The following is a 24,455-nucleotide window of genomic DNA, read 5'->3' as shown; positions in this document are numbered from 1 at the left end:
CCATGCCTCGCGTGGTAGGAAAAGCTCCCGATGAACTTGCGGTACGATAGGCCCGACTAGGCTCCTGCCTTGAACGGCTCAAATTCACGATCCGCCTTCGCCGCCAGATAGAAATCGCTTTCGGTTAGGCCGTCGACCTTGTGTGTCCAGATCTCAACCTTGCACTTGCCCCAGGCGAGATAGAGATCCGGATGATGGCCCTCCGCCTCTGCGATCGCTCCGACCTTGTTCACATAGGCCAACGCCTGCGCAAAATCCTTGAACGTGTAGAGACGCTCCAGATGACCCTGGGCATTCAACGTCCACCCACGGCCGAGTTCCTTCAGCAATGCCTCAGCGCGGTCATTCGGTAACGGCGGCACCCCGCCACGACAGGGTACACATTTATTGTCAGCAAGCGCCATAATGTCCTCCTTGCGAGAAAATCCAATGAAACATTCTAAAGGTGCGCTCAGTCGGGAAACAAGGTGGAGAAAGGGGAAACGATTGACTACGCTCTCTCGTCCGGCGCCCCGCCAAGCTCGGCCAGATCGTGCATCTTGAATCGCGGGCGCTCTTCATAACAGAACGCCCGCGTGATCAGGGGCCGGTTCTTCGAACTCCAGCGCATAGATGTCTTCCGGTGCACCATCGAGTTGCGAGCGACAGGGCTCTTTTCGATTTCTTTTCCATCACTGCGATATGGCGCAATGTGGTAGGACAGAGCCATGACACAAGAACCCCCTACGAGCACGATCCTCCGCATCGGACATCGAGGCGCCTGCGGACACGCACCGGAAAATACCTTGGCCTCCATTGAGCAGGCGATCGTGCTTCGGTGCGCCTTGACGGAGGTGGACATTCAACGAACGTCCGACGACGAATTGGTCCTTCTGCATGACAAGCGGGTCGACCGCACCACGAACGGTCGCGGGTGTGTTGCGGATCTGACGCTACCAGCTATTCGAATGCTGGATGCCGGTGGCGGCGAAAGCCCTCCGACCTTAGACGACGTGCTCAAGGCCGCGAACGGCCGAATCGGCCTGATTCTGGAGCTGAAGACCGGGGGATCGGCCTATGATGTCTGCGCGATCGTCCGTGGCAGCGGTTTCAATCAACCTGTGATCTATGCTTCATTCCTACAGGAAGAGCTCCAACATGTCCGACGAGCGAATCCACACGCACAAACCATGATCCTCTTTACGCGTTTGCCAGCCAATCCAGGAGCCGCAGCCGCTAAACTTCATGCCACCCACGTAGGTTTGCGTCTCGATACCGTGACTGAGCCACTCGTGAATGCTCTACGCAACGACGGCCTGATCGTGTTCGCTTACACGGCCAATCAGCCCGCTCAAATCAGCAAGATGAAGATACTCGGGGTGGATGGGATCATCTCCGACTTTCCGGACCTTGTCTGAAAGGCCACGCAACCATCGGCGTTGCGCAAGGCTCCTCACATAGCACGGGCGACCTTGCACTGCGGTGGGAGGTCGCCCGTGATCGGCGCTTAGGACGCCGGAATATGAAGATCTCAGTTGTTGCGGCCCAGAAGACCCACACGATACAAGTCGTCCAAGGTTTCCAGTCGGGGAAGACCTCGTCATTCCGGGTATCTGTGTTCCTCCTGCTCCCGAGGTTTCTCCGCTTGTATGGCTCTGGCCTCTCGCATACGAGTGACCATCCGTGCCGCTCTGCACAGCCAGCGAAAAATCGGGCTAGCAAGACCGACGAGAAACCCACCCGTGAATCGGTGGGCCTGATGGGCCAGGTGGCGTCGTGTCGTCCATTTCCACCCTCCTCTCGCTGTGAAGTCACCGAGAGACCTGGATGGCAGCCGCGCGGTCTACCCGATCTCTCGAACTTCCGTTAAAAGATGGGCCGCAATGACCTCACTACGCCTATTAGAAAACCTTGTCAAGAGTCACATCACTCTTCCGAGCCCCGAGACGTAACGCATCGCAGATTGCCAACCAGCACGAGGTCCTCGAGCGGGGAATACCATCGCACAGGCGATCGCGCCTCTGTCCAACGATCCGATTCATGGAACACCTCAGCATGAATAAAGAAGGAGAAGTGGGGTGCTCATACCGCGCTTCCCCTTTCAGGCCTCACCCACGACGAAGCATGACGCGTGGCACCGACCGGTCCCAGTCGGCCTGACACCCCGCTACACGATCCTGAGCTTGGTAAAATCCACACCATCCGGTGCCGGAGGCATCTTGAGTTTCATGTCTTCCAACGCGTTCACGACACGGTCAGCCACAATAAGGTTGCGATACCACTTTCGATTCGCCGGCACGACGTACCAGGGCGCGCTCTCGGTGCTGGTCGCCGACATGACCTCTTCGAAGGCCTTTTGGTACTCATCCCACAGCTTCCGTTCCTCCAGATCGCCGGAACTCCATTTCCAGCGTTTCTCCGGATCGGCGATGCGGGCTTCCAGTCGTCCTTTCTGTTCGTCCTTCGAGATATGGAGGAAGACCTTGAGCACGGCCGTCCCGCTTTCGGTCAGCAGTTCCTCGAATTCTTTGATTTGGTCGAATCGACGCTTGGCAACTTTGTCGGACACCCACCCATGGACCCGCGTAATCAACACATCCTCATAGTGCGACCGGTTAAAGATGCCGATGTAGCCTTTGGGAGGCACCTCGCGATGCACACGCCACAGAAAATCGCGGGCCAGTTCATCCTTGGTCGGAGCCTTGAATGCCGCCACTTTGCAACCTTGCGGGTTCACACCGGACATAACGCTCTTGATGGTCCCATCCTTCCCGCTCGTATCCATCCCCTGCAGCACGAGCAGGAGCGATCGCGTCGCGCCGGCATACAATCGTTCTTGTAATCCATCGAGCCTGGCAATGAGCTTGGCTGTTTCGGCTTTGGCCTTCGCTTTTCCTTGTTCGCTCTTCTTGTAGTCGCCCGTGTCGTCAGGATTCAATTCTTTGAGCGAAAGTTTTCCGTCGGGCTTCACACGGTATTGTTTCACGGATTCCTCCCTTGGCTCCGGCCGCGGATATGCGGCACCCTTCCCTAGGACGACCTCCGAGCTTTCGCGGTGTTGCCTGCGATCGGGCAGGGACAAGACAAGCCTACGGCTGCTTCTGAACATCCTGGGCGCAGCGGAAGCCCACATTCGGATCTTGCTCGGTCGGATCACCCTTCGTGCGAAACGATGACCGCAGTCGATACGGCGTATTGATGTAGGATCCACCACGCTGGACTTTGGTCGTTCCTTCGCTGGGACCGCGGGGATTGATCGCGGGGCTGTTGATAAAGCTGGAATAGAAATCCTCGGCGTACCAGTCTAGCACCCATTCATAGAGATTACCGGCCAGGTCCTGCACACCATACGGACTTTGCCCCATGTGGTGATTGCCGATGACCGACACCGTCTCCGCGCCGCCTTCCTTCAACCCATAGACCGCATGCACCGGAGTCGGCGGATCGTTTCCCCACGGATAGGTCCGTTCATCGGTCCCGCGTGCCGCCTTTTCCCATTCGGCCTCTGTGGGCAGCCGTTTCCCCAGCCAGAGGCAATAGCCCATCGCATCCATCCAGTTGACCCAGCGGACCGGACGTTCGGCATGGATCACGGGCGTCTCCTTGTCCGTGAATCCCCACGGAGGCTCGCTCTGAATGGCCTCGACATATTTGGCGAATCGTCCGTTCGTCACCTCGAATTTATCGATGTAGAAGGCATTGAGGTAGACGCGATGCGCAGGGGCTTCGTCTTCATCACCTTTATCGCTTCCCATCACAAACTCGCCCGCCGAAACCAACACCATCGGCGCTCCGTCTTTCCCGATAAGTTCAGGAACGACGGCGTGCAACAGAGCCAGCTGGTGCGCAGCGCCACCGTTGGCCGGCGGCTTGCTCTTTTCTGCAGTTTTATGATCGCCGTTGGCGCTGGATGGTTTCGCCGGAAGGGCAGAAAAATCAGGCTTGAGGGAAGTTGATGGAACAGACTCAGGCTTCGATGTCCGGCCTTCGGTCGCCGCTGCAAGCCCTATCTGTAGAAAGAGGGTCAGAACACCGGTAGCCCATGCGGTCACAATTCGTCGAACATTCATACATTCGTCCTCGACCGATACTACGGTACCGAAAACGCAAGATCAAATCCAGCCCACCTCGACTCGGCCGCTGTATGGCCCGATGGCGGTAGCCCGTTAAGCATGATCGCCGATGCTTGCGTGCAAGAGTTGCACTTACCGATCGTCCAGTGTAGCGTAGGTGTCAGCATGCCGGTCTCGATTGCGTTCGCCATCCAAAAGTGCCTCCCTCTTGGCACCTGTACCCTGCTCGTCGCCCTGGCCCTCGGCGTTTCCGGCTGTGGTGGGCCTTGGCGAGATACCTATTTCAAGAAAGGGGTCGGTCGACTGTCACAGGAGGAGATTCGAGAGCGACTCGGGCCTCCGCACACAGCCAAGACGCCGGCTCTCGGTGGGGATAGTCATTGGACCTATCGGTTCGCGCTCAGCGAACAGGACCTCACCGCGTGGAACTCCTCCTTCGTCGCCGACGCGTCCAACTCGGTCACCGGCTTGATGGGCAAGGGGACAGAGATCTCCAAACCCACGTTGTATTGCTATCGATACACGTTGACGTTCTCCGAAGACAAGACCCTGAAGAACTGGAAACGCGAGGAATGCGTTCCAGGTACCCGCGAAACACTCACCGCCAAATAGAGGACGGTCGTGCCCCCAAGCGAGTGGTTTCCCATCGACAGCTCGGTCACCCTTGACGGACTCAAGTCGCTGATCCTGTTGCTGTTCTTGATCATCATCAGAGCGCTGACCGTCCGATGGATCGCCGGCAATCCGACGCTCACGATGGAGTCGAAACGTCGATGGGTGGTGACGACCCGGAATTCCGTCGTCTTCGCGTTTTTTATCGGCCTGGTGATCATCTGGGCCCACGAGCTCCAGGCGTTTGCCGTATCGCTCGTCGCGTTGGCGGCGGCGATGGTCTTGGCGACAAAAGAGCTGATCCTCTGTTGGAGTGGCGCTGCGCTGCGAGTGGGCGGCAAGGTCTATGCCGTCGGTGATCGAATCCAGATCGCAGGCCACCGCGGAGTCGTACTGGACCACGATGTCTTTGCGACGAAGTTATTGGAGATCGGCCCGGGGCAATCCGCGCACTTGTACACCGGCCGGGTCGCCGTATTTCCCAATAGCCTGCTGTTCACGAATGCCTTGATCAAAGAGAATCCAGACCAGGAGTACGGCCTCTATACACTCGTGGTGCCGATCAAGGCCGATGATGACTGGCAAAAGGCTGAACGCACGCTCGTGGAGGCCGCCAAGGCCGAGTGTGCCCCATTCATGGGGGAAGCCGTACGGCAAATGAAACTGCTGGAGCAGGCCAATCTGCTGGAAGCGCCGTCACCGGAACCCCGCATCACCATCCAATTACCCGAGTCCGGAAAGATCCATCTCGTCCTCCGGTTCCCGGCTCCCGATCGAGGACGCTCGCGTATCGAGCAAGCGATCCTGCGTCGTTATCTTATCGGAACGGCCCCACCCCCCTGACCGGCTCAACCCCTGATAAAAGAAGAGGGGCTTCCCTCGCTGCCGAAGGAAGCCCCCCCGATGACGCTCGTACGATCAAACTACCCTATTACTTGGGAAACGCCTTTGGCGCCATGACGTGTTGCCACCCTTCCCCATTGAGCGTATGGAGAAACTCCACCAGGTCATGCTTTTCCTGCTCCGTCAGCTCCAGCGGAATAACGAGGTTGTCCTGGTGGGGATTCTTGACACCACCCTTGTTGTAGAAATCGACGACTTCTTCAAGGGTCTTGAAGCGCCCGTCGTGCATGTACGGAGCGCTTCGAGCGATCTCCCGCAAGGTGGGGGTCTTAAATGCGCCAAGTTCCTCAGGGTTCTGGGTGACCATGTACCGGCCGAGATCTACTGTATTGTTGTCCCAGCCGATGCCGAGATTGTGAAACTTTTCGTCGCTGAAATTGAACCCGGAGTGGCACTTGGTGCAACGTGCCTTTTCACGGAACAGGATGAGGCCCCTCTGAGCGGTTTCTGAGATGGCCCCTGTTTCCCCTCCCTGATCGAACCGGTCCGCGGGGCTGTTCCCGGACAGAACAGTACGCTGGAAACTGGCAATGGCCATGCCCACTCTCTCCGTCGTGATGGTGTCATCACCGAAGACTTGTTTGAAGAGTTTCCGGTAGCCTGGGATTTTCATCATCTTCGCATTCATCACATCGTAGTTGACAAAGCCGTGCTCGATCGGATTCGTAAATGGACCGACCGATTGGGCTTCCAATGTCGCAGCCCGGCCGTCCCAAAATTGTGCACTGCTGAACACCCGGTTGAAGGACGCTGGTGCGCTGCGACCACCCTTCTGGCCTCGGATGCCGGTGGAGACCGGCTTGCCATCCGTGAACGCGAATTTCGCGATATGACAATTCGCACAGGCGATAGTGTTGTCCTGCGACAACCGCTTATCAAAAAACAGCAACCGGCCTAACTCGATCTTCTCCTTCGTCAAAGGATTATCGGCCGGAATGGCCACGGCAGTCTCTTCGAGACCGAAAGGAATCTTGAGCTTGTACTCCTCCGCTTGTGCTTCGCCGAAAGAGAATCCCAACAGTAGTCCCAACACCATACACGCACGCACAGGTATCGAATTCGTCAACCTCCACCTCTTCATCTTCATCTCCTCCCTTCTACAGGTCTACAGGCTATATCTGTGACTTTTAGCTCCCTCTGCGAACTCACCGCTTCATCGTTCGTTACCTCTGGATCCTTCTCGAGTGGATCGACCGTACGTGGAAACCGCCATCCGCTCTCATCTTATTCTTACTCCAGCAGACTGCGGAGCATCCACGCCGTCTTCTCGTGCACTTGCATACGCTGGGTCAACAGATCGATCGTCACCTGATCCGAGGCCTTCTCAGCCGTTGGAAAGACATTCCGCAATGTTCGCACCAATGCTTCCTGCCCTTCGACCAACTGGCGGATCATGTCTTCCGCCTTCGGTACGCCCGCCGCTTCGGAGATGGACGAGAGCTTGGAAAATTGCGCATAGCTTCCCGGCGCGGGATGTCCCAAAGCCCGTATTCGCTCCGCAACCAGATCGACAGCCAACGCAAGTTCATTGTATTGTTGCTCGAACATGAGATGGAGCATCTGAAACATTGGCCCCGTCACATTCCAATGGAAGTTGTGCGTCTTGAGATAGAGAGTATAGGTATCCGCCAGCACGTTCGCCAAACCTTCAGCGATAGCCTTTCGCTGCACCGGCGAGATCCCAAGATCAATCTGCCGACTCCCACCGACGGCCACTGCTTTCCTCGCTGCTTTTTCCATGATGCTTTCCCTCTCTCGCTTGGTGGGCCCGCTGGACACCATTGGTCCAACGCGAGCCTGTCATATCATGACTCGTGCTGCCGACTCAATTGTTGGACCATCATCAAGTCCTGAGCCACAGGAAGAATGGGCCTTCCACAGCGATTCAACTGAGGAGAGCAGGATGCCCTCCTCAGTCAAAGATGCTCGGCGATCAGTGGCTCATCGGCTTGGTGTAAGGATATACAGCCCCATCTGATCCAATGGTTTCAATGACATCGACTCTCGTCTTCCGGTTCTGAGTCTTCACGCTGTCCTGCTGCGCGACCGTCTCATGGAGAGCATCGATGACGTCCACTCGATACGCATCGGAAGCGAAACTGTCAGCCGTATTTGTCGCTCCGGTTACCGCCATTACCGCCAAGAATCCGACCATCAATATACCTTGCACTCTCATGACATCCTCCTTCTGGTTTATGTGTTTGCTGCGGGATTCTCCCGCGTGCTTGAATGCAAGGTAACCGGACATTGTATATCAGTCCAATTTATAATATACCGTGTAATGATAATAATAACTTATTACGGTAGCGATCAATGACTCTGACGGAATTGCAATATGTCGTCGCCGTGGCTCAAGAGCGCCATTTCGGCCGTGCCGCCGAGCGCGTATTCGTGACCCAGCCGGCATTGAGTCTGGCTATCAAGAAGTTAGAAGATGAATTAGGCACGACGATTTTCGAACGCCGCCGGAGCCGAATCGAACTGACTCCGCTCGGTGAGCAAATCGTCCATCAGGCACAACGCGTGCTGGAAGAGGCGGAGCACATCAAAATCCTTGCCGCCCAAGGCAAGGATCAACTGAACGGGCGGCTGCGGCTCGGCGTCATCGCGACCGTGGGACCGTATATCCTTCCGGATTTGGTCCCGCTCCTGAATACGCGGGCGCCAAAAATGCCCCTGGAACTGGAAGAAAACCTCACACAGAACCTGGTCGGCATGCTGAAGAGTGGAAAGCTCGATGTCGTCATGATCGCCCTCCCCTTCGAGGAACCAGGAATACTCACCACCGCCTTGTACGATGAACCGTTTCAGGCCGTGGTCCCCGCCGGACACCCGTGGCAGAAAAAGAAGGTTCTCGACTCCCGTCAATTAGGCGCGGAGAAGGTCCTCCTGCCTCATGCAGGACATTGCTTCCGACAACAGGTCCTCGATGCCTGTCCGGAGCTTAGTCGCTCGGATACGGAAGGCTGGCAGGGAAACTCGTTGGAAACCATCCGCCAGATGGTCGTCTCGGGATTCGGCATCACCGTGATGCCCTGCAGCGCCCTCACGCCGAAGCACCAAAGCAAACGCCTGATCACGATCAAACTGGCAGATCCGGTCCCTGGTCGGCGAATCGGTCTCGCCTGGCGACGGGGGTTCACGCGACCTCAGGTCATCGATGTGATCCGCGAAGCCGTCCATGCGCTGAAGGTGCCGGGCCTCAAGATGACGATGGGATGACGCTCATGACCAACCTATCCTGCCGCTTGTTGCCGTAAACGGCTTTTGTTAGGATGCGCCGACTCACTTGGGAGCGCATTGGGAATGAAAATCGCGACCTTCAACGTCAATTCATTGCGCAAACGTTTGCCGATCGTGCTTGAGTGGCTTGATCGGCATCAGCCGGACGTTCTGTGTCTCCAAGAGACGAAGGTCCAGGATAGCGAGTTTCCCTTGCTCGCGCTGGCACCCAGTGGGTATGAGACGACCTTTCGTGGAATGAAGTCCTATAACGGGGTGGCGATCCTCAGTCGAAAGAAGCCGGAAGCGGTGTTCTACGGATTCGACGATGGAGGAGACCCGGAGGACTTTCGTTTGCTGAGAGTGGTCATCGATGGGATTCCCATCGTGAATACCTACGTGCCGCAGGGGTTCGAAATCGACTCGCCGAAGTATGCCTACAAGCTCGCCTGGTATGCACGACTCCGGAACTATTTCGACGCACACCTTTCACCGCAAACCCCGGCGATTTGGTGCGGAGACATGAACGTAGCCCCTCGCCCCATGGATGTTCACAGTCCGGAGAAGCATCTGAACCATGTCTGCTACCACGAAGCCGCGCGGAAAGCATACGAGCAGACGGTCGCATGGGGATTTCAAGATGTTTTCGTAAAGCTCTATCCGACACGTCAACAATATACATTCTGGGACTACCGCGCGCCGAGCTCACTTGCGGCCAACAAAGGGTGGCGCATCGATCATATGATGGCCACCGCGCCGCTCGCGGACAAATGCGTGAAGGCGGATGTGGACGTCGAGCCTCGGCGAGCGAAAGAACCTTCAGACCATACCTTTTTGTGGGCTGAGTTTTCGATCTGACCGTGCGCGCGACATCCACTCCAACCAAGCTGATCGATTCCAGGGTCTTGTGATCGACCAGAATGGGACTCCTCTCCTAGGCTGCCTTGGCGCGCATATGGTTGCTACGATTCTGCTCGATCAAGGGATCAATGATCAGCCCACAATTAAGACAGCGCAGAATCACGGCACTGGACGAGACCGCCGGTTGACGCTCGTGGATCATCAGACCTTTGCATTTCAGACAAGTCATGCATCCCCCTCCTGCTGATATGAATGACGACAAACTAAATAGCATCACAAGATTAACCCCGTGTTAACGGCCAGTTAAAAGTCTCTAATGTCGTGTTCGATCGTCATGTGATTTTCAGCGCAGGATGTCTCGTGCCCACCAGATGACCGTTCAACCTCGGTGAGGAAATCACGATTGGCTGCGAAGTCCTGGGCCAAGAGTGTTTGAAAAACGGCCCATGAAGCCAGCAACGCTATCCGCTCAGAAAACATCCACGACGGACGTGGCAATTATCGGTGGCGGGGCGGCCGGCCTTGCCGCTGCAATCGCAGCCGGAGAACACAGCCAAAACGCAAAGATTTGCCTGCTTGACGGGGCTCGGTCATTGGGGGCTAAGATTCTGGTCTCAGGCGGAGGACGTTGCAACGTCACGCACGATCGTGTGACACCGAAGGATTTTTTCGGCAATCGACACATCATCCGCAACGTCCTCGCGGCGTTTTCAGTCGAACAAACGATTGCGTGGTTTACTTCACTCGGTGTTGAATTGAAGCGCGAAGAGACCGGCAAGATGTTTCCGATCACCGACCAAGCACGCACTGTTCTCACTGCACTGCTTACCCACGCGCGGGAGTCGAGCGTCACGCTCTGCCTGGATCATCGTGTACGCGAGGTCGCTCGGTCTGGATCCGGCTTTGAAATTCGGCATAGCAATGGCCTGCTCCATGCCGACCGACTCATTCTCGCCACCGGTGGTCAGTCATTGCCGAAAACAGGAAGCGATGGATTCGGGTACCGGCTAGCCCGCTCCTTCGGCCATCATGTGACTCCGACGGTCCCCGCGTTGGTCCCGCTCCTGTTGGACCGCTCCATGTTTCACACGACACTCTCAGGCCTCTCGCAGGAAACGGCGCTGACGACTCTGGTGGATGGTCGAGAAGTCGATCGACGCACAGGGAGCCTGCTCTGGACCCATTTCGGGATCAGCGGCCCAGTCGTCATGGACGCAAGCCGTTTCTGGACCCTTGCAACGAATCGAGGCGCGCGCGTTGATCTTTATGGCAACTTCGTGCCGGATCGATCATCCGAGGCCTTGAAGGAATGGTTTATCAGACAGACCGTTGAACATCCGAAACGCTCGCTTGTACGAACTCTCTCCTTACTGGTCCCAGATCGCTTTGCCGAATCACTCTGCCGTCATTATCGTATCGAACCGCAGCGCATCATGGCTCAGGTCGCGCGCACTGATCGAGATCGGTTATTGAACGCTCTGACCAGGTTTCGATTTTCGATTGAGGGCGACCGCGGGTGGAACTTTGCCGAAGTCACGGCCGGCGGCGTGCCTTTGGAAGAAATCGACTATCGCACGATGGAATCAAAGCTGCTTCCTGGCCTCTATCTCGCCGGGGAGCTGTTGGATTGCGACGGCCGAATCGGAGGGTTCAATTTTCAATGGGCTTGGACGACAGGATGGCTGGCTGGACGATCGGCAACCAGAAGTCTGTTTGCGATAAAACCAGCATCGGGAATTCCATGATCCTCACTGGGTTCGCTCTTCCGTTCGACACCGGCCTTACGAATTCCAAGATCACCACACGCCAGCCTCTGCCTCCGAACAAGCCTTGGCTCTAGGAAGAGTCCGATACGAAGCGACTCCTTCCTTCATCGGTGTCTCATGGGGAGACACCGTCATCACCTGGAGTTTCTCTTCACCGAGCGCCTCATCGTTGGTCCGCAAGACGCCTTCGCGATTCAACATCTTGACCACATTCGTGCGCGACACGATCGGAGGGTATGGTCTGAACTGATCCGCTGAGACATAGGAAACCTGGATGGTCACAGGGCGGCGCTTGGCGTAAATGAATTCTCGCAGATTGTCGTCAATAAGCGTCTTCAAGGTGACGACGACGGAGCTCTCAGCGGGAAGAGTCGCGATCGAAAGGACATACAACGGCTTGATATCGGGCGGCGCCTCTTTCTGGCCGAGGGCCATACGATTCGGAGCCGTCAGCAGCTGCGTCGACTGATTGATCGCGGGAGACCGGACACCCACCCGCAAGTTCGTGATGTCGCGATCGGACACGTTTTCGAGCAAGAGCTTGATGAGCACCCATGCTTGCGGATCGGGAGCTTTGGCCCGACCATTCGGCACCGATTGTTCCTCTCGGCGGATGCTGCAATCGGACACCAGATTGCGTCGTTCAAAGAAATAGAGCGTATTCATCCCTTGTGGTTGCATTCCCCGTTCATATGTATAGAACGACACGCCGACATGGATCATTGTCGGTCTGAACCAGTTCACGACCGTCGGAAGGACAAAGGGAACAAAGGCGGCAAATAAGCCGAGAATGGCAACCTTACTGAGGAGGCTTTGCCGCCAAAACCAGTTCCAGCACTTCTTCAACCACGCCATGGAAACCTTGCTCGATATTCTCGGTCTTGCATGTACTAACCATACGCCCTTGGAGGAACTCCCGACAAGAGTCAGACTGGTCCTTGACTGTCGCCGTTCCAAGTCGCCATGCTGATCGTGAACCGGCCCGAGAGAAACCATGTCGGAGAGGCAGTCTCAAGACGCTCATGAAACAGATCGGCGGATCACCATCCGCTGGAAAGTGATGCTTGCGCTCGGCGCCGTCCTCATTGCGCTGGGGCTCTTTGTCGACTGGCCCTCTCCGCAAGAAGCCGGCGTACCGAATACGTCATCGTTTCTGATTATCCTCGGTGGGCTCCTCGGCGCGGTCGGACTCCTGACCGCGCTTCGGGGAGAGTAGATGCATGGATAGGGAGAGGGCACCTCTGCGCTGACGACTCTATGAGGAGATCGCGGGCTACCGACTTCCCGTCTGGGACTGAACGGCGCTCACGCCATACGGGCTGAAGAAGGCCAACACCTTGTCGCCCACCTTGAACTGACCGCCGAGTTGGGTCTGTTGCGTGAGGTTCAGAATATGGAGCTGCCCTTTTTCGTCTCGAATAACCATCGTTCCCGGAATACCGACCGTCATGGAAACAACTTCCCCTTGAACGGGCGGAAGGGCGAGGGCGGAAGCGGGCAGACTGACTATGGTGATGGCCAGAAGCAAGAAACCGTTCAATGCGCTGGTTATAAGCCGCTGCATGGCGACATTTTCTTTCCTCATATTGTTATGGTCAGTCTCTGTCACCACATCATGATCGCCAGTAAGGATCCCGGCGCTGACCGACCAGCCGTCATTGTATCAGGATGCCTGTCGCCTGGGCATACGACGGTTGAACAAGAAGCGTGTCGACTCGCAACTCGCGCAATTCTTCCCCATAACCGTCGAGATGGCCCCAGTTTTCATGCGATCCCAGACTCTTGGTCACATTGTCCCCTGCCGATCAGGGTGACCAATCCTGGCCAAATTCACCACCTTGTCTTTACACTGATCGCATAGATAGAAGGTACGTCATTCTCCTCTGTGTCACCGGTGACGCCCAGGATACGTAACGTGGGCTATGGGCGTGGAAGGAGATCCCCCTCTTTCGCGGTAGATATTTCGAGGGATGCGCGCGCTTACTCTCTCCGCTACGCTTGATCCATCACCCTGGAGCAGCAACATAAGCGGAAGGAGCAGCCATGGCTAATAGGACGAATCCCGTGCGACGCCATAGTCGGTTTCCGGTCAGCTGGCCCGTGGTATACGGAAATGAGGCGCTTCTCGCAGAAGGGACCGTTCTAGACCTGACCTCTCGAGGCTGGCGGGTGGCAGGATCGATGCCGGTGACAGCCGGCATGCAGTTAACTCTTCAGGTATCCATCCCCGAACGGTCCGCACCGCTGTATGTCCATCGGGCAACCGTACTGTGGGTACACGATCATGAGTTTGCAATTGAAGCCCACGAGATGACATCGATCGATCAAGCCTGGGTCACCGAATTTCTCCAGCACAAACTCGGGCTCATGTGGATGTCGCGAGCCACTGATCAAGAGACTTCGCTTCAAGCCAGAGACAAGACCTCCCATGCTGAGATCGCCCGGCCACAACCTCCTGATCCCTCTGAGGAGGATGTTCTGCGTCGATTCCTTGCGAGTGAGACCGCTTCAACTGATCAGCCTGTCGAAAGGCGGTGGGACAGTGCTTTGGAGTTTCAGGAGACCGAGACACCTACCCTTGCCGGCCGCCGGCCGGAGAAAGTCTTGCGCGAAGCGCGCCGCATCCTTCGACGCATAGTGGCTATCAAAGCGAATCGTGTCCAGACAGGCCAAAATCAGATTTTAAACAATTAGCCCTCTCCAACAGAATCCCAACTCCCTGTCGCTTCAACAGCCTGGTCGATGCGAAAGGGGAGGATAGTAGAGAACCCCAGCAAAGAGCTTCCATAGTTCCCTGCTGGGGCCTTCACGACCACTACATGGTGTTACTGCACGCCTGGTGCACCTTCTTCTTGTTGTTGTGGGGTCGCCTGTGGGTTCGCTGGGCTCTTAGTACTTTGCATTTCAATATTGGGTGCCGTGGCACCTGCGCAGTTTGGGTTTCCCACAGGGTAGTGGGCGTACCTCAGAGTGAAATTGGCATTGCTTGCGCCTCCGAACCAATGATTGATTGATACCGTGTACCACCCACCATTCGGTGTACTAGCAATCTTGACGAGAGGGCAATTGGCGCAGGCTCCACTGTCATCGTTTCTCCACGCGGTAAAATAGTTCGGTGCGGTGACCTGCATCCCGAGATCCGTTCCTTGTGATGTCACTTCAAGACGAAGGCAACGCTGGGCGGGGACTTGGATTTGGGCCACCCACGGTCTGGCCATACTGCCTCCCGCAAAGGTTGAGCCAAAAACGACATGAGAACCACCGTTAATTGAGGTGCTCGAACTAGTAGGGGCCATCAATTCCGTGGCCCATGCGGTCCCAACCATGAGAGCGACGCCGAGGACGATTCCCCCGGCCCCTAACAATTTTACCGCTGTCTTTTTTACCATAGTTAATCTCCTTATTTGCCGGATCGTACCGGCTCGTTGGGTGAAGGGAACGGATATCAGTGAAAGCCCAACATCTCTCACCAACTCTGCACCAGGTGCAGACACCTCTGAGGCCAATCAAGCTGACCCAGCCAGCCATCCCTCCTCTCCTCTGATCAATGCCAGGCCGTTCCATTCATCCCGTGCATAGAAGACACCGTTGAGTGTTTATGGTGCTCCTCTCATCGGTTTTTCCGCTCACCGGATCTCTCCTCTTGCTCCGCTTCGTATTCCAACTGCGCCGTCTCTTGCACAACACTCCAGTTGTCGTGTTCACTGCTCGCGTCATCATTCAGGTCTCCAGGAACCGCGACTGACTCCGAAGTTCCCTCCTGCCTCCACCCAGTCATGGATGATGGACTATTCTGTGGCACGGAGTGCGAGGCGGACGGACTGCTCAGACCTGTGCGTGATTCCGAGCTCGGCGCGGGGTCGGTTGGCATCGGTCCACAGGCGGATAATCCGATGAGGAGCACGAGGCACACCAACCATACCCGTCGACGCAGATACCGCGAGCACACTGTCTTAAATTCCTTGGCCATGCCACGCCAACCTGTGATCTCGTTCTGGGTATACTGACGGCATCGAAAACACCGTCCGAAAGACATACGGGCTTGCCCCAAGCTCATCGGCACGCCACCGCGACTCGCGTCGGGAGGCTGGTCGCTGTCTCGCTCAGCAATGCCGTAACGCATTCGTTGTACTCCTGAGACCTGCCGTCCCGTGATCAATACTCAAACAACAGTTTTCATGCTTCCATCGACCGCACTGGGATCCCATTCCAGTCACCTCTCAAATCGTCTCTCGTGCAAGTCTGTCTGGATCTACAGCAAAGGAGATGCCAACAGAGGGCAGGACAACATGCGGGTTCAAACAGCAACTACGGCCTACGTAATTACAACGGCATACATAGCTACTACCTAAATATACATATACGAGCATTGTTGCTTATTGACATGTGTGTATCTCATTGGATTCAAGACATGTATCGAATCAGATTCATCCGCGAGAGTCGTCATGCTGTGACCAGCACGTAGCCGAACCCATCTGGCCATCCCCCCACGCAAGGTCGCAAGACTCGATAGCTCAGGCATACGCTTGGCCTGGCTTTCCCTTCGACTCGACTGCTTGGTCAACGCCGGCCGTGCTGGAATCTCTTTGAGAGGATGATTTGAACTTGGACGTATTTTGAGCGCCGTGCGACAGAGCCTCCCGCCCATTCAAGAAGCTTCCCGAGAAAATGAGGCGTGATGAGCCTTATAACTTCGGCATCAAGCGATCGGCCGAGAAGGAGCTTAAAAGCAGTGCCTTCTGGCGATCTCAATGTCGTCGATCGCGTACGTCAGATATGTGTCGTATTTGCGACCCGTCTCGTGGAGGAGGTGAGGATTGGCACCGACGTGAGATCTATCAATAGGCTTGCCCTGTTGCTCAGGACCGTGATGATCAAATTTTTACGAACACAAGCGTGAGTCTACACAGATAGACCGTCAGCAACGAGGAAAAGAAATGGTGTGGATGACGGGTTTCGAATTGCACCTGGCATCGCCACATCAATAAGATAGTTCTGCATGCGAAATCACCGCTGCTCGCTCAGGGCAAGTGCCGGCGATCCTTCGGTCTGGCATTCCCAAAGGCTCCAGGAATAATCCATTGAGATGACTTGATATTCCGTTCGCTTCACGAACCCGGGATACTCCTCGAGCATCAGTTCCTCGACCGGACAGGAGTACGCAATGAGAACGCGGCGTCCGGTGACGGCTTGGAAGCGTCGCAGATTATCGGCGACGTGCTTGAATATCGGCCCGAGGAAAGGGCGGTACATATAAATCAGCAGGTTGCTGTCCGGAAACTCGAAATCGGCCGCATTGACACAGTCGACCCTGACGTTTCTGCAGAGCGCGGGGTTCTTTACGTCCGACAAATACCGATCGATATTGACTCTTGCCACTTCGCAATGTAAGGGAGACAGTTCGACACCGATCACTTCCTTAAACGGCAGCTGCGCCGCCACAATCAAAGTTCGCCCCTTCCCACACCCTAAATCGATAAATGAATATTGCCCGAGATCCAGCCCTTGGGTCGTGTTCGTCAGAATATGCCGGATAACGAGTTCCCTTGTTGGAACGTAACCGACCGCCAGACTCCTCGCCGTTTCATCGACGATTCCTGCCTCGCTGGACTCCGTGACACCCGAAGTCATCACCCCGTATTTCTTGTCGAAATCGTCGTGTAGCTTCTGGCTCAAGAGATACAGAATGATTTCCTTGAGCGTTTCCCAAAAACCGAACACCCGATAGGTATTCATCACGATCTTGAACTTTCCGCCGGTGTCAGGGTTGTATTGCATGCGACTCCTTCCATCCATCACGGATCGTTTTTATTGCCAGTATTTCATTGATGCGTTGATGAACCTGAATGCTCCGCACCGCATCCGTATGTTCACCGAGAATGGTTCCGATCTCCGCGGTTCCCCTTGTATATAACGCCCAATCGACCGGAGCTTTTCCGTGCTTGTCGAGCGTCGCGCTGGTCCACCAGGCATGGATCGGCGCGTGCAGAGGGTCCTGCATCGCATCGCGGAGAACTCTCCCCGTCTCGCGGTCCAAGGCATAGGCGACTTTGAGCGCGGAGACGGATGCATCGGATTCTTCGCGGGACAGCAGCTTGCGATCCTGAACCCATCGGATCGCATAGTCCACTCGGTCTTCCTCGCACAACCCTTCCAGTGTGTCTTTCAGTGCCTGCCGCTCTGACTCGGGCAAGGCCATGAAAGCCTCCTTGCGGTCGCCTTGTATATACTGGTTCAGTTCATCATCGGCCGACGCTGTCGATTCCGATGCCGTCAGGGGTTGTGTATCCAGAATGCCTACAAACGCGACTGACTGCCCCTGCCGCTCCAGCATGCGGCCCACGACCAAGGCGATCGCTCCTCCATTGGACCATCCGAGCAGATGATACGGCCCATCCGGCTGCCGCTCGCGAATGATTGCGGCGTAGCGTGCGGCGATCAAGTCCATCGACAGGACATTCCACGGTTCGGAGAAAATCCAGCTCAAGGCCAATCCGTAGACGGGTCGATCATTGCCCAACGCATGGGCGAGTGATTGATAGGCCGAAACGTGCGTTCCGGTCGGATCGAAACAAAAGAGCGGCACGCCCTCGCGTCCGGCCTGAAGCACGACGAATGGAGAGGACGCCCTCTCGGCTTGACCGGAGATCCGGTCCGCCAAGCTCGCGATCGTGGGCGCCTGGAAGAGATCGAGCAATGCGATCGGATTCCTGCCCATCATCTGAATGCGGGACACGAGCTGTACCGCCGTCAGGGAGTGGCCGCCGAGATCAAAAAAGTTATCGTGAATTCCCACTTGCGGCAGGCCGAGCACCTTTCCCCACTCGAGCGCAAGTGTTGCTTCCATATCCGTACGTGGCGCCACGAACGTCTGTTGCGGATCACGGCCTGTCGGTTCGGGCAATGAACGGCGATCGACCTTGCCGTTGGTGTTGCGTGGCAACGACTCCAGCACGATGATGCCGGACGGCACCATATAGTCGGGCAATCGTTCGTGCAGGAACTCCCGAAGCGCACCACCGGAAACGCGGCCTGACGCATAGGCCACGAGCCGTTTATCGCCTCCGGCATCTTCTTTGACCACGACGACAGCCTCGTGCACGTCCGGATGCTCGAGGAGCTGCAACTCGATTTCTCCTAGCTCAATCCTGAAACCCCGCACCTTGACCTGATGATCCATCCGCCCGAGAAACTGGATGACGCCGTTCGGCAAGTAGTAGGCCATGTCGCCGGTCCGATACAGACGAGCGCCTGGCTCTTTCGAGAATGGATGGGGCACGAATACGTCGGCCGTCTTGGCCGGATTTCGCAAGTAGCCCCGCCCGACTCCGACTCCGGCCACGCACAACTCTCCCGTCACTCCGATCGGCAGCGGTTGGAGAGACGGTGACAGCACATACAGCTCGAGGTTGGGTACCGGCCTGCCGACCGGCATCGAGGCAACTTGCGGGTCGGGGCTTTCGCTGATCTGGTGTAGAGCCACGTCGTCCGCGCATTCCGCCGGCCCATAGGCATTGACCAGCGGAATCGACGGATAGCGGGCAAGCCAGCGTCGGCACAGCTGACCAGGCAGCGCTTCTCCCGTCGGCAGAATCATCCGCAGTCGTTTGAGCTCCGGGTCATCCGCCTTCCTGTCGGCTGCCATATCGAGCATGCTCTGCAATAGCGCAGGCACGGTCTCTAAGACTGTCACGCCGGTCGCCTCTACATGACGCAGCAGCCTGGCTGGATCGTGAGCAATTTCGTCGGGAACGATGCAGACTTGGCCACCGCATAAGAGCGGAGCTAGAAACTGCCAGATGGAAATGTCGAAACACTGGGACGCGGTCTGCGCGATCACGTCGTCTGCGGTCAGACAAAGCGTCGTCACTTTTCCCCACAGGTGATTGAGCATCCCGCGATGTTCGATGATCGCTCCCTTGGGCGCCCCGGTGGAGCCGGACGTATAGATCACATAGGTGGCTTCCGCCGCATGCCAAGACCGGTCGGGATTGAAGTCCTGCTTCACCGACGATTGAACCCCCTCCATCGTCAGCAGGGTCGGCCTTGCGTTCCCCGTGAGCCTTTCCACCAGTGGCTTCGCGCGCGCGATGAATCTCCGTGGTCAACAGCACGCGCGCGCGGCTTTCGTCGAGCATGTGCGCCAGACGATGGTCCGGATGCCCCGCGTCGAGCGGCAAATACATCCCGCCCGCCTTGAGTATTCCCAGCAGCATCGCGAGAAAGTCCGGATCTCGGTCGCCCAAAAGCGCCACGACAGTGTCGGGCTTCACTCCTTTGATCAGCAGCCCATGAGCCACTCGGTTGGCCCGACGATTCAACTCACGATAGGTCACGCGCCGATCCAACCAGGAAACTGCCACGCTGTCCGGCGCCGCCAACGCTTGCATTTCGAACAGCTGGGGAATGGACCGGTCGGGCACATGCAGGGAAGGTCCCTCGTTCCAATCGCTCAACAAGCGCCGCTCTTCCTCGCCGGTCAACAGGCGCAACTCCTCGATCGTCGCATTGGGCTGCGCCGCCATGTCTTGAAGGATCAGTTGATAATGCCGGAGCATGCGCATGACACTGTCTGCGGAAAACAGATCGGTATTGTATTCCATCGACGCCGTCAGCCCGCTCTCGGTTTCGCACAGTGTCAGCGTCAGATCGAACTTGGCCGTCAACGGCTCCACGTCCACTGTGGCGATGCGAAGTCCCGGCACGGCCAACTCGGCAGTCGGCGCGTTCTGAAGCTCGAACATCACCTGGAAGACCGGCGAGTAGCTGGCGTCGCGCACCGGCTGCAGCGCTTCGACCAATTTTTCGAACGGCATGTCTTGATGTGTGTAGGCGCCGAGACACACCTGTCGGACCAGCGCCAAGAGTTCGCGGACTGACTGATTTCCCGACAGGTCGGCCCGTAGCGCCAGCGTGTTCACGAAGAAACCGATGAGCCCTTCGATCTCGCTCCTGGTGCGGTTGGCAATGGGAGACCCGACGATCAGATCCGGCCGGCCCGTATACCTGAACAACAGCGCATAGAACCCGGCGAGCAGAGTCATGAACAGCGTCACGCCCTCGCGCCGGCTGAGCTCGGTCATTGCCGAAGACAATTCGGAGGACAACGAGATCGTCAGCGACGCGCCGCGCGAAGTCTGGACCGGAGGTCGCGGGTGATCCATCGGAAGGTTCAGCGGCTCAAGCGCGCCGGACAGCCGCTCCTTCCAGTAGTCGAGTTGGCGATTCAAACGCGCGCCGGACAGCCATTGCCGTTGCCAGATAGAAAAATCCGCGTATTGAACGGGCAGCTCCGGCAGCAACGCGGGTCTGCCTTGGACTTGAGCGACGTACAGTTCCGTCATCTCCCGCACCAGAATATGCGAGGACCAGGCATCGGACACGATGTGGTGCATCGTCAATAGAAGAACGTGTTCTTCCGCAGCGAGTCTGAGCAGCGTCACGCGCAGCATGGGACCATGGGCCAGCTCAAACGGACGCTGCGCTTCGGCCGTGGCGAGCCGCAACAGGGCCTCCTCCCGTTCGGATGCATTCAAATGCTCGAGCGGGATCACATGGAGCGTCACCGCCGATGTCGGCGCCACGACTTGAGCCGGTTGTCCATCGATCAAGACCACCGTGGTCCGCAGCGCTTCGTGCCGGCGGATCAGTTCGTTGACGCTCCGTTCCAAGGCCGCGACATCAAGCGCCCCCGACAACCGCAGCGCGATCGGAAGATTGTAAGAGGCGCCATCCGGGTCCAGTTGCGTCAACACCCACAAACGCTGCTGAGCAAAAGACAGCGGCGCCGGTCCGTCACGCTCCACTCGCGAGACCGGCGGCACTTCCGCGTCTCCATCCAGCAAGCGGGCCGACTCTATGACTTCCGCCAATTGCGCCACCGTCGTCGCCTCGAACAAAGTCCGCAGCGGCAGTTCCACATGAAAAACCGAGCGCGTCCGCGCCATCACTTGCGTGGCCAGCAGCGAATGCCCTCCGAGATCGAAGAAATCGTCATGAATCCCGATCCGGTCCCGTTTCAGAATGGTCCCCCAGATGGCCGCCAGCATCTCTTCCGCCGGATTGCGGGGCGCGACATAACGACGGCTCGACGCCAGATATTCTTCAGGATCCGGCAGAAGCGCGCGATCGACTTTTCCGTTCTGATTCAACGGCAGCGCCGGCAGACAGATCAGCGCGGTGGGGATCATATAGTCCGGCACGCGCTCCTTCAAAAACTCCCGCCATCCCGGCGGCTCACCGCCGGAATCGCGGGGCACGACGTAGGCGGCCAGATATTTCTCGCCGGCTCGGCTCGCTCGCGCCGTGACCACCGCTTGTTGGATGCCGGCATGTTCGGTAAGACACGCCTCGATCTCCCCCAATTCAATGCGGTAGCCGCGGAGCTTGATCTGGAAATCGGTTCGCCCGAGAAATTCCACTGTGCCGTCCGGCAGGGCGCGCGCCAGGTCACCGGTCTTGTAGAGGCGACTTCCCGGTTCAGATGCCAACGGATGGGGTACGAACCGCTGGGCCGTGAGGTCGGGCCGTCCAAGATACCCGCGCGCCAGTCCCGCCCCGCCGAGATAGAGTTCTCCCGGCACGCCGATCGGCGCCGGCTCGAGCCGCTCGTCCAGAACGTACGCTTCCGCATTGTCGATCGGACGGCCGATCGGCACGGTTGCGGAGAGTCTCGCGTCTTCATGATGTTGCTCGACCGGAAACGTCAGACAGCCGATCGTGGTCTCCGTCGGTCCGTAATGATTGACCAGACGGCAGCGGCCTGACGCCGTCACCTGGTCGGCGAGCGCATGAGACAACACATCCCCTCCCAGCACGAGGAGACGCCGAGGCTGCACCTCGGCGCCCTCCGCCGTAGCGAGCAGCGACTGGAAATGGGCCGGAACGATCTTCAGCACATCGATCGGGTGCTTCGCGCAATAGGCCCCGAACTTCCGTCCGTCTGTGGCCGTGTCGTATTCGATCACGTGCAGGCAGCCGCCGGACGCAAGCGACGCAAAGATCACGGTGTTCCCGAGATCGGCGCCGAGTGTCGAGACGGTCGCATAGTTCAGGTCCGCCTCTGCCCGGAGCGCGCGGCAGATGAAGCCCGTGTAGTTCAACACTCCGAGATGGGTCACGGCGACGCCTTTCGGAACACCGGTGGATCCGGAGGTATAAATCACATAGGCCAATTCCAACGGATGAATCACCCGATCCGGATTGTTTGACGGCTCCTGCGCGAAGATCCAATCATGGAAGTCCAGACAGTGCAGCGGCGTCCCGGCGGCAGGCAAGCGAGACCGCCATTTCTCCTGCGTCAGGATGGCGGCAATCCCAGCCTGCGAAACCTCGAAGGCGAGGCGAACGCGAACCGAGGAATTGTCCGGATCGAGCGGTACATAGGCCGCGCCGGCCTTGAGCACGCCCAACAATCCCGCCACCATCTCGATCGAGCGTTCGACACATAATCCCACCAGCGCGCCCCGCCCGACTCCCATCCGGTCCAGACCATGCGCGATCTGGTTGGCTCGAACATTCAATTCAGCGTAGGTCAGTCGGCGGTCGCCGCAGACGACGGCGACCGTCTCGGGCCGCGCCGCTGCTTGCCGTTCGAACAGAGTCACGAGCGATTGCGCCGCCGGAAGCGGATACGCGGCGCCGTGGCCCGCATGCAGCAATCCGCGCCGCTGCGACTCGCTCAGCATGGACAGCAGCCCGACACTCGTTTCAGGCTGTGCAGCCGCGCCGGTGAGCAACGCAGTCACGGCCTCGCTCACGATCGGAAGCGCCGCCGGATGAACCAGCCCTCCGTTCGCCTGCAGACGCAATTGAATCGACCGGTTCCGCTTGATACAGGTCAAGGTCAGTTTGAGCGGCTCAATCCGGACAGCCGCCGGTTCGAATGAGAAGACAACGTCAGCGGCATGCGCGAGCGGCTTCACCGTCTCGAATTCAAATCCCACCAACTCCGTCGTCGCCGGAGCTGTCGCGTCCGGCCCGCTGTCCCACATGAAGTACTCCTGCCACTCACGCGCCTGATGCTGGTCGGTCGCGACCGCAGCCGCCAATTCCTGAAACGATTTGTCGGGATCGACCAGGCACCGCAGCGGCACCCACTTGGCGAAGAGCCCCATGCCGGATTCCAGTTCTTCGTATGTTCTCCCGTCGCTGAGCAATGCCATCTGATAGGCTCGTCGGCCGCTGACCCGGGAGAGCACGGTTTGCCAGGCCGCCAATACCAGTGCCTCAACCGGCGTCTCACGCCGTTCGGACAGGGCCAGCAACGATGCAACGACTTCCGTATCCAGGTCCCGAATGAGAGCCTCAGTCCGCCGCCCGGCAGCCTCTTCATCTGCTTGCTCGAACGGAACGGTCATCGGAGCGAGATCTGCCAGCGACTCTCGCCAGAATTGCCGGCCCTTGGGCGCATCTTCCCCCGCGAGCAACTCGTTCTGCCATTCCGCGAATTGCGCGTACTGCACGGGCTCCTCGGCCTGTCCATGCCGCACCGCGGCACCGTACCCCTCGGCGATCTCGCCGGCCAGGTTACGAAGCGTTCGGGCATCGGCACACATGGCAGGCAGACTGATGAGGAGCCAATGCTCACGGCTCGACAACCGGCACAGGGTGCAGCGGACCAGCGGTCCCCGCTCCCAATCGATCGTCTGGCGGCGATGCTCATCGAGCAACTCATCCCGCTTCGTCGCCTGCGCCGCCGCGTCCTTTGCCTGTCGCTCGACGGTCTCCCACGTCGGCTTGCTCTGCTCAACGATCACCTGCAACGGCACCTTGACGCCCGGTTCCCTGCGGAACAGAGTTCGAAACGTTTCGTGCTTGGCCACCGCCGCGTCCACAGCCCGTTCAAGGCGGACGACGTCCAACTCGCCATGGATCACCAGCGTCCCTTGCGACCACACATCTCCGAACGTTTGCTGAAGCGCCCAGAGGCGTTTTTGTTGGGGAGAAAGCCGGAATCCTTGTATGTCGATGCTTGGTTGCATGATGCCTCTTGCAGGATGTTGAACCATTCCGCCGGCTTTGGTCTCGCATCGCTGAA

At 57.8% G+C, this 24,455-nt stretch carries 20 protein-coding genes and 1 pseudogene; 8 read left to right on the top strand and 13 right to left on the bottom strand.

The genetic code is table 11. The features are described 5' to 3' along the window. Positions 1-56: 56 nt before the first annotated feature. Complete coding sequence (locus COMA2_RS17530) at positions 57-404, bottom strand: 4a-hydroxytetrahydrobiopterin dehydratase (protein WP_090901453.1); 348 nt, start codon at positions 402-404, stop codon at positions 57-59. A gap of 303 nt (positions 405-707) precedes the next feature. Here COMA2_RS17530 and COMA2_RS17520 point away from each other — a divergent pair, with 303 nt between their 5' ends. After that, positions 708-1,397 (top strand): glycerophosphodiester phosphodiesterase, encoded by a 690-nt coding sequence (locus COMA2_RS17520; protein ID WP_090901447.1) that lies wholly within the window; start codon positions 708-710, stop codon positions 1,395-1,397. A gap of 749 nt (positions 1,398-2,146) precedes the next feature. Here the strand turns inward: COMA2_RS17520 and COMA2_RS17515 are convergent. Together COMA2_RS17515 and COMA2_RS17510 are read right to left on the bottom strand one after the other, a co-directional pair. After that, positions 2,147-2,965 carry a polyphosphate kinase 2 family protein gene (locus tag COMA2_RS17515; protein ID WP_245631093.1) on the bottom strand — a complete coding sequence of 273 codons (819 nt, stop codon included), beginning with the start codon at positions 2,963-2,965 and terminating at the stop codon, positions 2,147-2,149. 103 nt (positions 2,966-3,068) lie between these two features. Beyond that, positions 3,069-4,049, bottom strand: coding sequence for a formylglycine-generating enzyme family protein (locus tag COMA2_RS17510; RefSeq protein ID WP_090901441.1), 981 nt, complete (start codon positions 4,047-4,049; stop codon positions 3,069-3,071). A 168-nt stretch (positions 4,050-4,217) separates the two neighbouring features. Between COMA2_RS17510 and COMA2_RS17505 the strand changes: the two genes are divergently transcribed. Then, complete coding sequence (locus COMA2_RS17505; protein WP_090901438.1) at positions 4,218-4,664, top strand: hypothetical protein; 447 nt, start codon at positions 4,218-4,220, stop codon at positions 4,662-4,664. A 9-nt stretch (positions 4,665-4,673) separates the two neighbouring features. Then, entirely contained in the window at positions 4,674-5,507 is an 834-nt protein-coding gene (locus COMA2_RS17500) for a mechanosensitive ion channel domain-containing protein (protein WP_090901435.1), read from the top strand. 88 nt (positions 5,508-5,595) lie between these two features. Here COMA2_RS17500 and COMA2_RS17495 read toward each other — a convergent pair whose 3' ends face one another. The 3 genes from COMA2_RS17495 to COMA2_RS17485 form a co-directional block, all read right to left on the bottom strand. Beyond that, entirely contained in the window at positions 5,596-6,648 is a 1,053-nt protein-coding gene (locus COMA2_RS17495; RefSeq protein WP_245631092.1) for a cytochrome-c peroxidase, read from the bottom strand. A gap of 149 nt (positions 6,649-6,797) precedes the next feature. Then, a complete protein-coding gene (locus tag COMA2_RS17490; protein ID WP_090901716.1) occupies positions 6,798-7,307 on the bottom strand; it encodes a Dps family protein in 510 nt (169 codons plus the stop codon). A 193-nt stretch (positions 7,308-7,500) separates the two neighbouring features. Then, complete coding sequence (locus tag COMA2_RS17485; RefSeq protein WP_090901430.1) at positions 7,501-7,743, bottom strand: hypothetical protein; 243 nt, start codon at positions 7,741-7,743, stop codon at positions 7,501-7,503. 137 nt (positions 7,744-7,880) lie between these two features. Between COMA2_RS17485 and COMA2_RS17480 the strand changes: the two genes are divergently transcribed. Continuing rightward, positions 7,881-8,789, top strand: a complete 909-nt coding sequence (locus COMA2_RS17480) for a hydrogen peroxide-inducible genes activator (RefSeq protein WP_090901427.1) — start codon at positions 7,881-7,883, stop codon at positions 8,787-8,789. 84 nt (positions 8,790-8,873) lie between these two features. Continuing rightward, positions 8,874-9,647 (top strand): exodeoxyribonuclease III, encoded by a 774-nt coding sequence (gene xth, locus COMA2_RS17475; RefSeq protein WP_090901425.1) that lies wholly within the window; start codon positions 8,874-8,876, stop codon positions 9,645-9,647. A 76-nt stretch (positions 9,648-9,723) separates the two neighbouring features. Here the strand turns inward: xth and COMA2_RS20345 are convergent, their stop codons facing one another. Continuing rightward, a complete protein-coding gene (locus tag COMA2_RS20345; protein ID WP_175304696.1) occupies positions 9,724-9,879 on the bottom strand; it encodes a hypothetical protein in 156 nt (51 codons plus the stop codon). 217 nt (positions 9,880-10,096) lie between these two features. On the opposite strand from COMA2_RS20345, the gene COMA2_RS17470 reads away from it, so the two are divergent. Then, entirely contained in the window at positions 10,097-11,395 is a 1,299-nt protein-coding gene (locus COMA2_RS17470) for a BaiN/RdsA family NAD(P)/FAD-dependent oxidoreductase (RefSeq protein WP_139077466.1), read from the top strand. A 51-nt stretch (positions 11,396-11,446) separates the two neighbouring features. Here COMA2_RS17470 and COMA2_RS17465 read toward each other — a convergent pair whose 3' ends face one another. Further along, entirely contained in the window at positions 11,447-12,271 is an 825-nt protein-coding gene (locus COMA2_RS17465) for a hypothetical protein (protein WP_090901419.1), read from the bottom strand. 139 nt (positions 12,272-12,410) lie between these two features. On the opposite strand from COMA2_RS17465, the gene COMA2_RS17460 reads away from it, so the two are divergent. Beyond that, positions 12,411-12,632: a hypothetical protein gene (locus COMA2_RS17460; protein ID WP_090901416.1), complete on the top strand. Its 222-nt coding sequence runs from the start codon at positions 12,411-12,413 to the stop codon at positions 12,630-12,632. Positions 12,633-12,689: 57 nt separating this feature from the next. On the opposite strand, the gene COMA2_RS17455 is transcribed toward COMA2_RS17460, so the two are convergent. Both COMA2_RS17455 and COMA2_RS20950 read right to left on the bottom strand, forming a co-directional pair. Continuing rightward, positions 12,690-13,001 (bottom strand): hypothetical protein, encoded by a 312-nt coding sequence (locus tag COMA2_RS17455; RefSeq protein ID WP_090901414.1) that lies wholly within the window; start codon positions 12,999-13,001, stop codon positions 12,690-12,692. Between the two features lie 70 nt (positions 13,002-13,071). Further along, a complete protein-coding gene (locus tag COMA2_RS20950; protein ID WP_281176460.1) occupies positions 13,072-13,206 on the bottom strand; it encodes a hypothetical protein in 135 nt (44 codons plus the stop codon). A 253-nt stretch (positions 13,207-13,459) separates the two neighbouring features. On the opposite strand from COMA2_RS20950, the gene COMA2_RS17450 reads away from it, so the two are divergent. Then, a complete protein-coding gene (locus tag COMA2_RS17450) occupies positions 13,460-14,110 on the top strand; it encodes a PilZ domain-containing protein (RefSeq protein ID WP_090901411.1) in 651 nt (216 codons plus the stop codon). 2,313 nt (positions 14,111-16,423) lie between these two features. On the opposite strand, the gene COMA2_RS17435 is transcribed toward COMA2_RS17450, so the two are convergent. The 3 genes and pseudogenes from COMA2_RS17435 to COMA2_RS20810 all read right to left on the bottom strand — a co-directional run. After that, positions 16,424-17,194: a class I SAM-dependent methyltransferase gene (locus tag COMA2_RS17435; RefSeq protein ID WP_090901404.1), complete on the bottom strand. Its 771-nt coding sequence runs from the start codon at positions 17,192-17,194 to the stop codon at positions 16,424-16,426. Continuing rightward, positions 17,178-19,445 (bottom strand): amino acid adenylation domain-containing protein, encoded by a 2,268-nt coding sequence (locus tag COMA2_RS20945; protein ID WP_090901401.1) that lies wholly within the window; start codon positions 19,443-19,445, stop codon positions 17,178-17,180. The genes COMA2_RS17435 and COMA2_RS20945 overlap by 17 nt, the downstream gene beginning before the upstream one ends. 58 nt (positions 19,446-19,503) lie before the next feature. Next, positions 19,504-24,399, bottom strand: a pseudogene (locus COMA2_RS20810) (amino acid adenylation domain-containing protein); the annotation flags it as partial. Between the last annotated feature and the right edge of the window lie 56 nt (positions 24,400-24,455).

This window comes from Candidatus Nitrospira nitrificans, from assembly GCF_001458775.1.
GTDB lineage: Bacteria > Nitrospirota > Nitrospiria > Nitrospirales > Nitrospiraceae > Nitrospira_D > Nitrospira_D nitrificans.
Note: the sequence above shows the minus strand (reverse complement) of the source record. Positions and strands in the feature narration are given on the sequence as shown.

Coding starts and splice junctions, on each gene's coding strand:
- xth (WP_090901425.1), top strand. CDS start 8,874: ATGAAAATCGCGACCTTCAACGTCAATTCATTGCGCAAACGTTTGCCG.
- COMA2_RS17490 (WP_090901716.1), bottom strand. CDS start 7,307: ATGGAAAAAGCAGCGAGGAAAGCAGTGGCCGTCGGTGGGAGTCGGCAG.
- COMA2_RS17470 (WP_139077466.1), top strand. CDS start 10,097: ATGAAGCCAGCAACGCTATCCGCTCAGAAAACATCCACGACGGACGTG.
- COMA2_RS17465 (WP_090901419.1), bottom strand. CDS start 12,271: ATGGCGTGGTTGAAGAAGTGCTGGAACTGGTTTTGGCGGCAAAGCCTC.
- COMA2_RS20345 (WP_175304696.1), bottom strand. CDS start 9,879: ATGACTTGTCTGAAATGCAAAGGTCTGATGATCCACGAGCGTCAACCG.
- COMA2_RS17455 (WP_090901414.1), bottom strand. CDS start 13,001: ATGAGGAAAGAAAATGTCGCCATGCAGCGGCTTATAACCAGCGCATTG.
- COMA2_RS17510 (WP_090901441.1), bottom strand. CDS start 4,049: ATGAATGTTCGACGAATTGTGACCGCATGGGCTACCGGTGTTCTGACC.
- COMA2_RS17505 (WP_090901438.1), top strand. CDS start 4,218: ATGCCGGTCTCGATTGCGTTCGCCATCCAAAAGTGCCTCCCTCTTGGC.
- COMA2_RS17435 (WP_090901404.1), bottom strand. CDS start 17,194: ATGCAATACAACCCTGACACCGGCGGAAAGTTCAAGATCGTGATGAAT.
- COMA2_RS17450 (WP_090901411.1), top strand. CDS start 13,460: ATGGCTAATAGGACGAATCCCGTGCGACGCCATAGTCGGTTTCCGGTC.
- COMA2_RS17485 (WP_090901430.1), bottom strand. CDS start 7,743: ATGAGAGTGCAAGGTATATTGATGGTCGGATTCTTGGCGGTAATGGCG.
- COMA2_RS17495 (WP_245631092.1), bottom strand. CDS start 6,648: ATGAAGAGGTGGAGGTTGACGAATTCGATACCTGTGCGTGCGTGTATG.
- COMA2_RS20945 (WP_090901401.1), bottom strand. CDS start 19,445: ATGGAGGGGGTTCAATCGTCGGTGAAGCAGGACTTCAATCCCGACCGG.
- COMA2_RS17520 (WP_090901447.1), top strand. CDS start 708: ATGACACAAGAACCCCCTACGAGCACGATCCTCCGCATCGGACATCGA.
- COMA2_RS17460 (WP_090901416.1), top strand. CDS start 12,411: ATGTCGGAGAGGCAGTCTCAAGACGCTCATGAAACAGATCGGCGGATC.
- COMA2_RS17480 (WP_090901427.1), top strand. CDS start 7,881: ATGACTCTGACGGAATTGCAATATGTCGTCGCCGTGGCTCAAGAGCGC.
- COMA2_RS17530 (WP_090901453.1), bottom strand. CDS start 404: ATGGCGCTTGCTGACAATAAATGTGTACCCTGTCGTGGCGGGGTGCCG.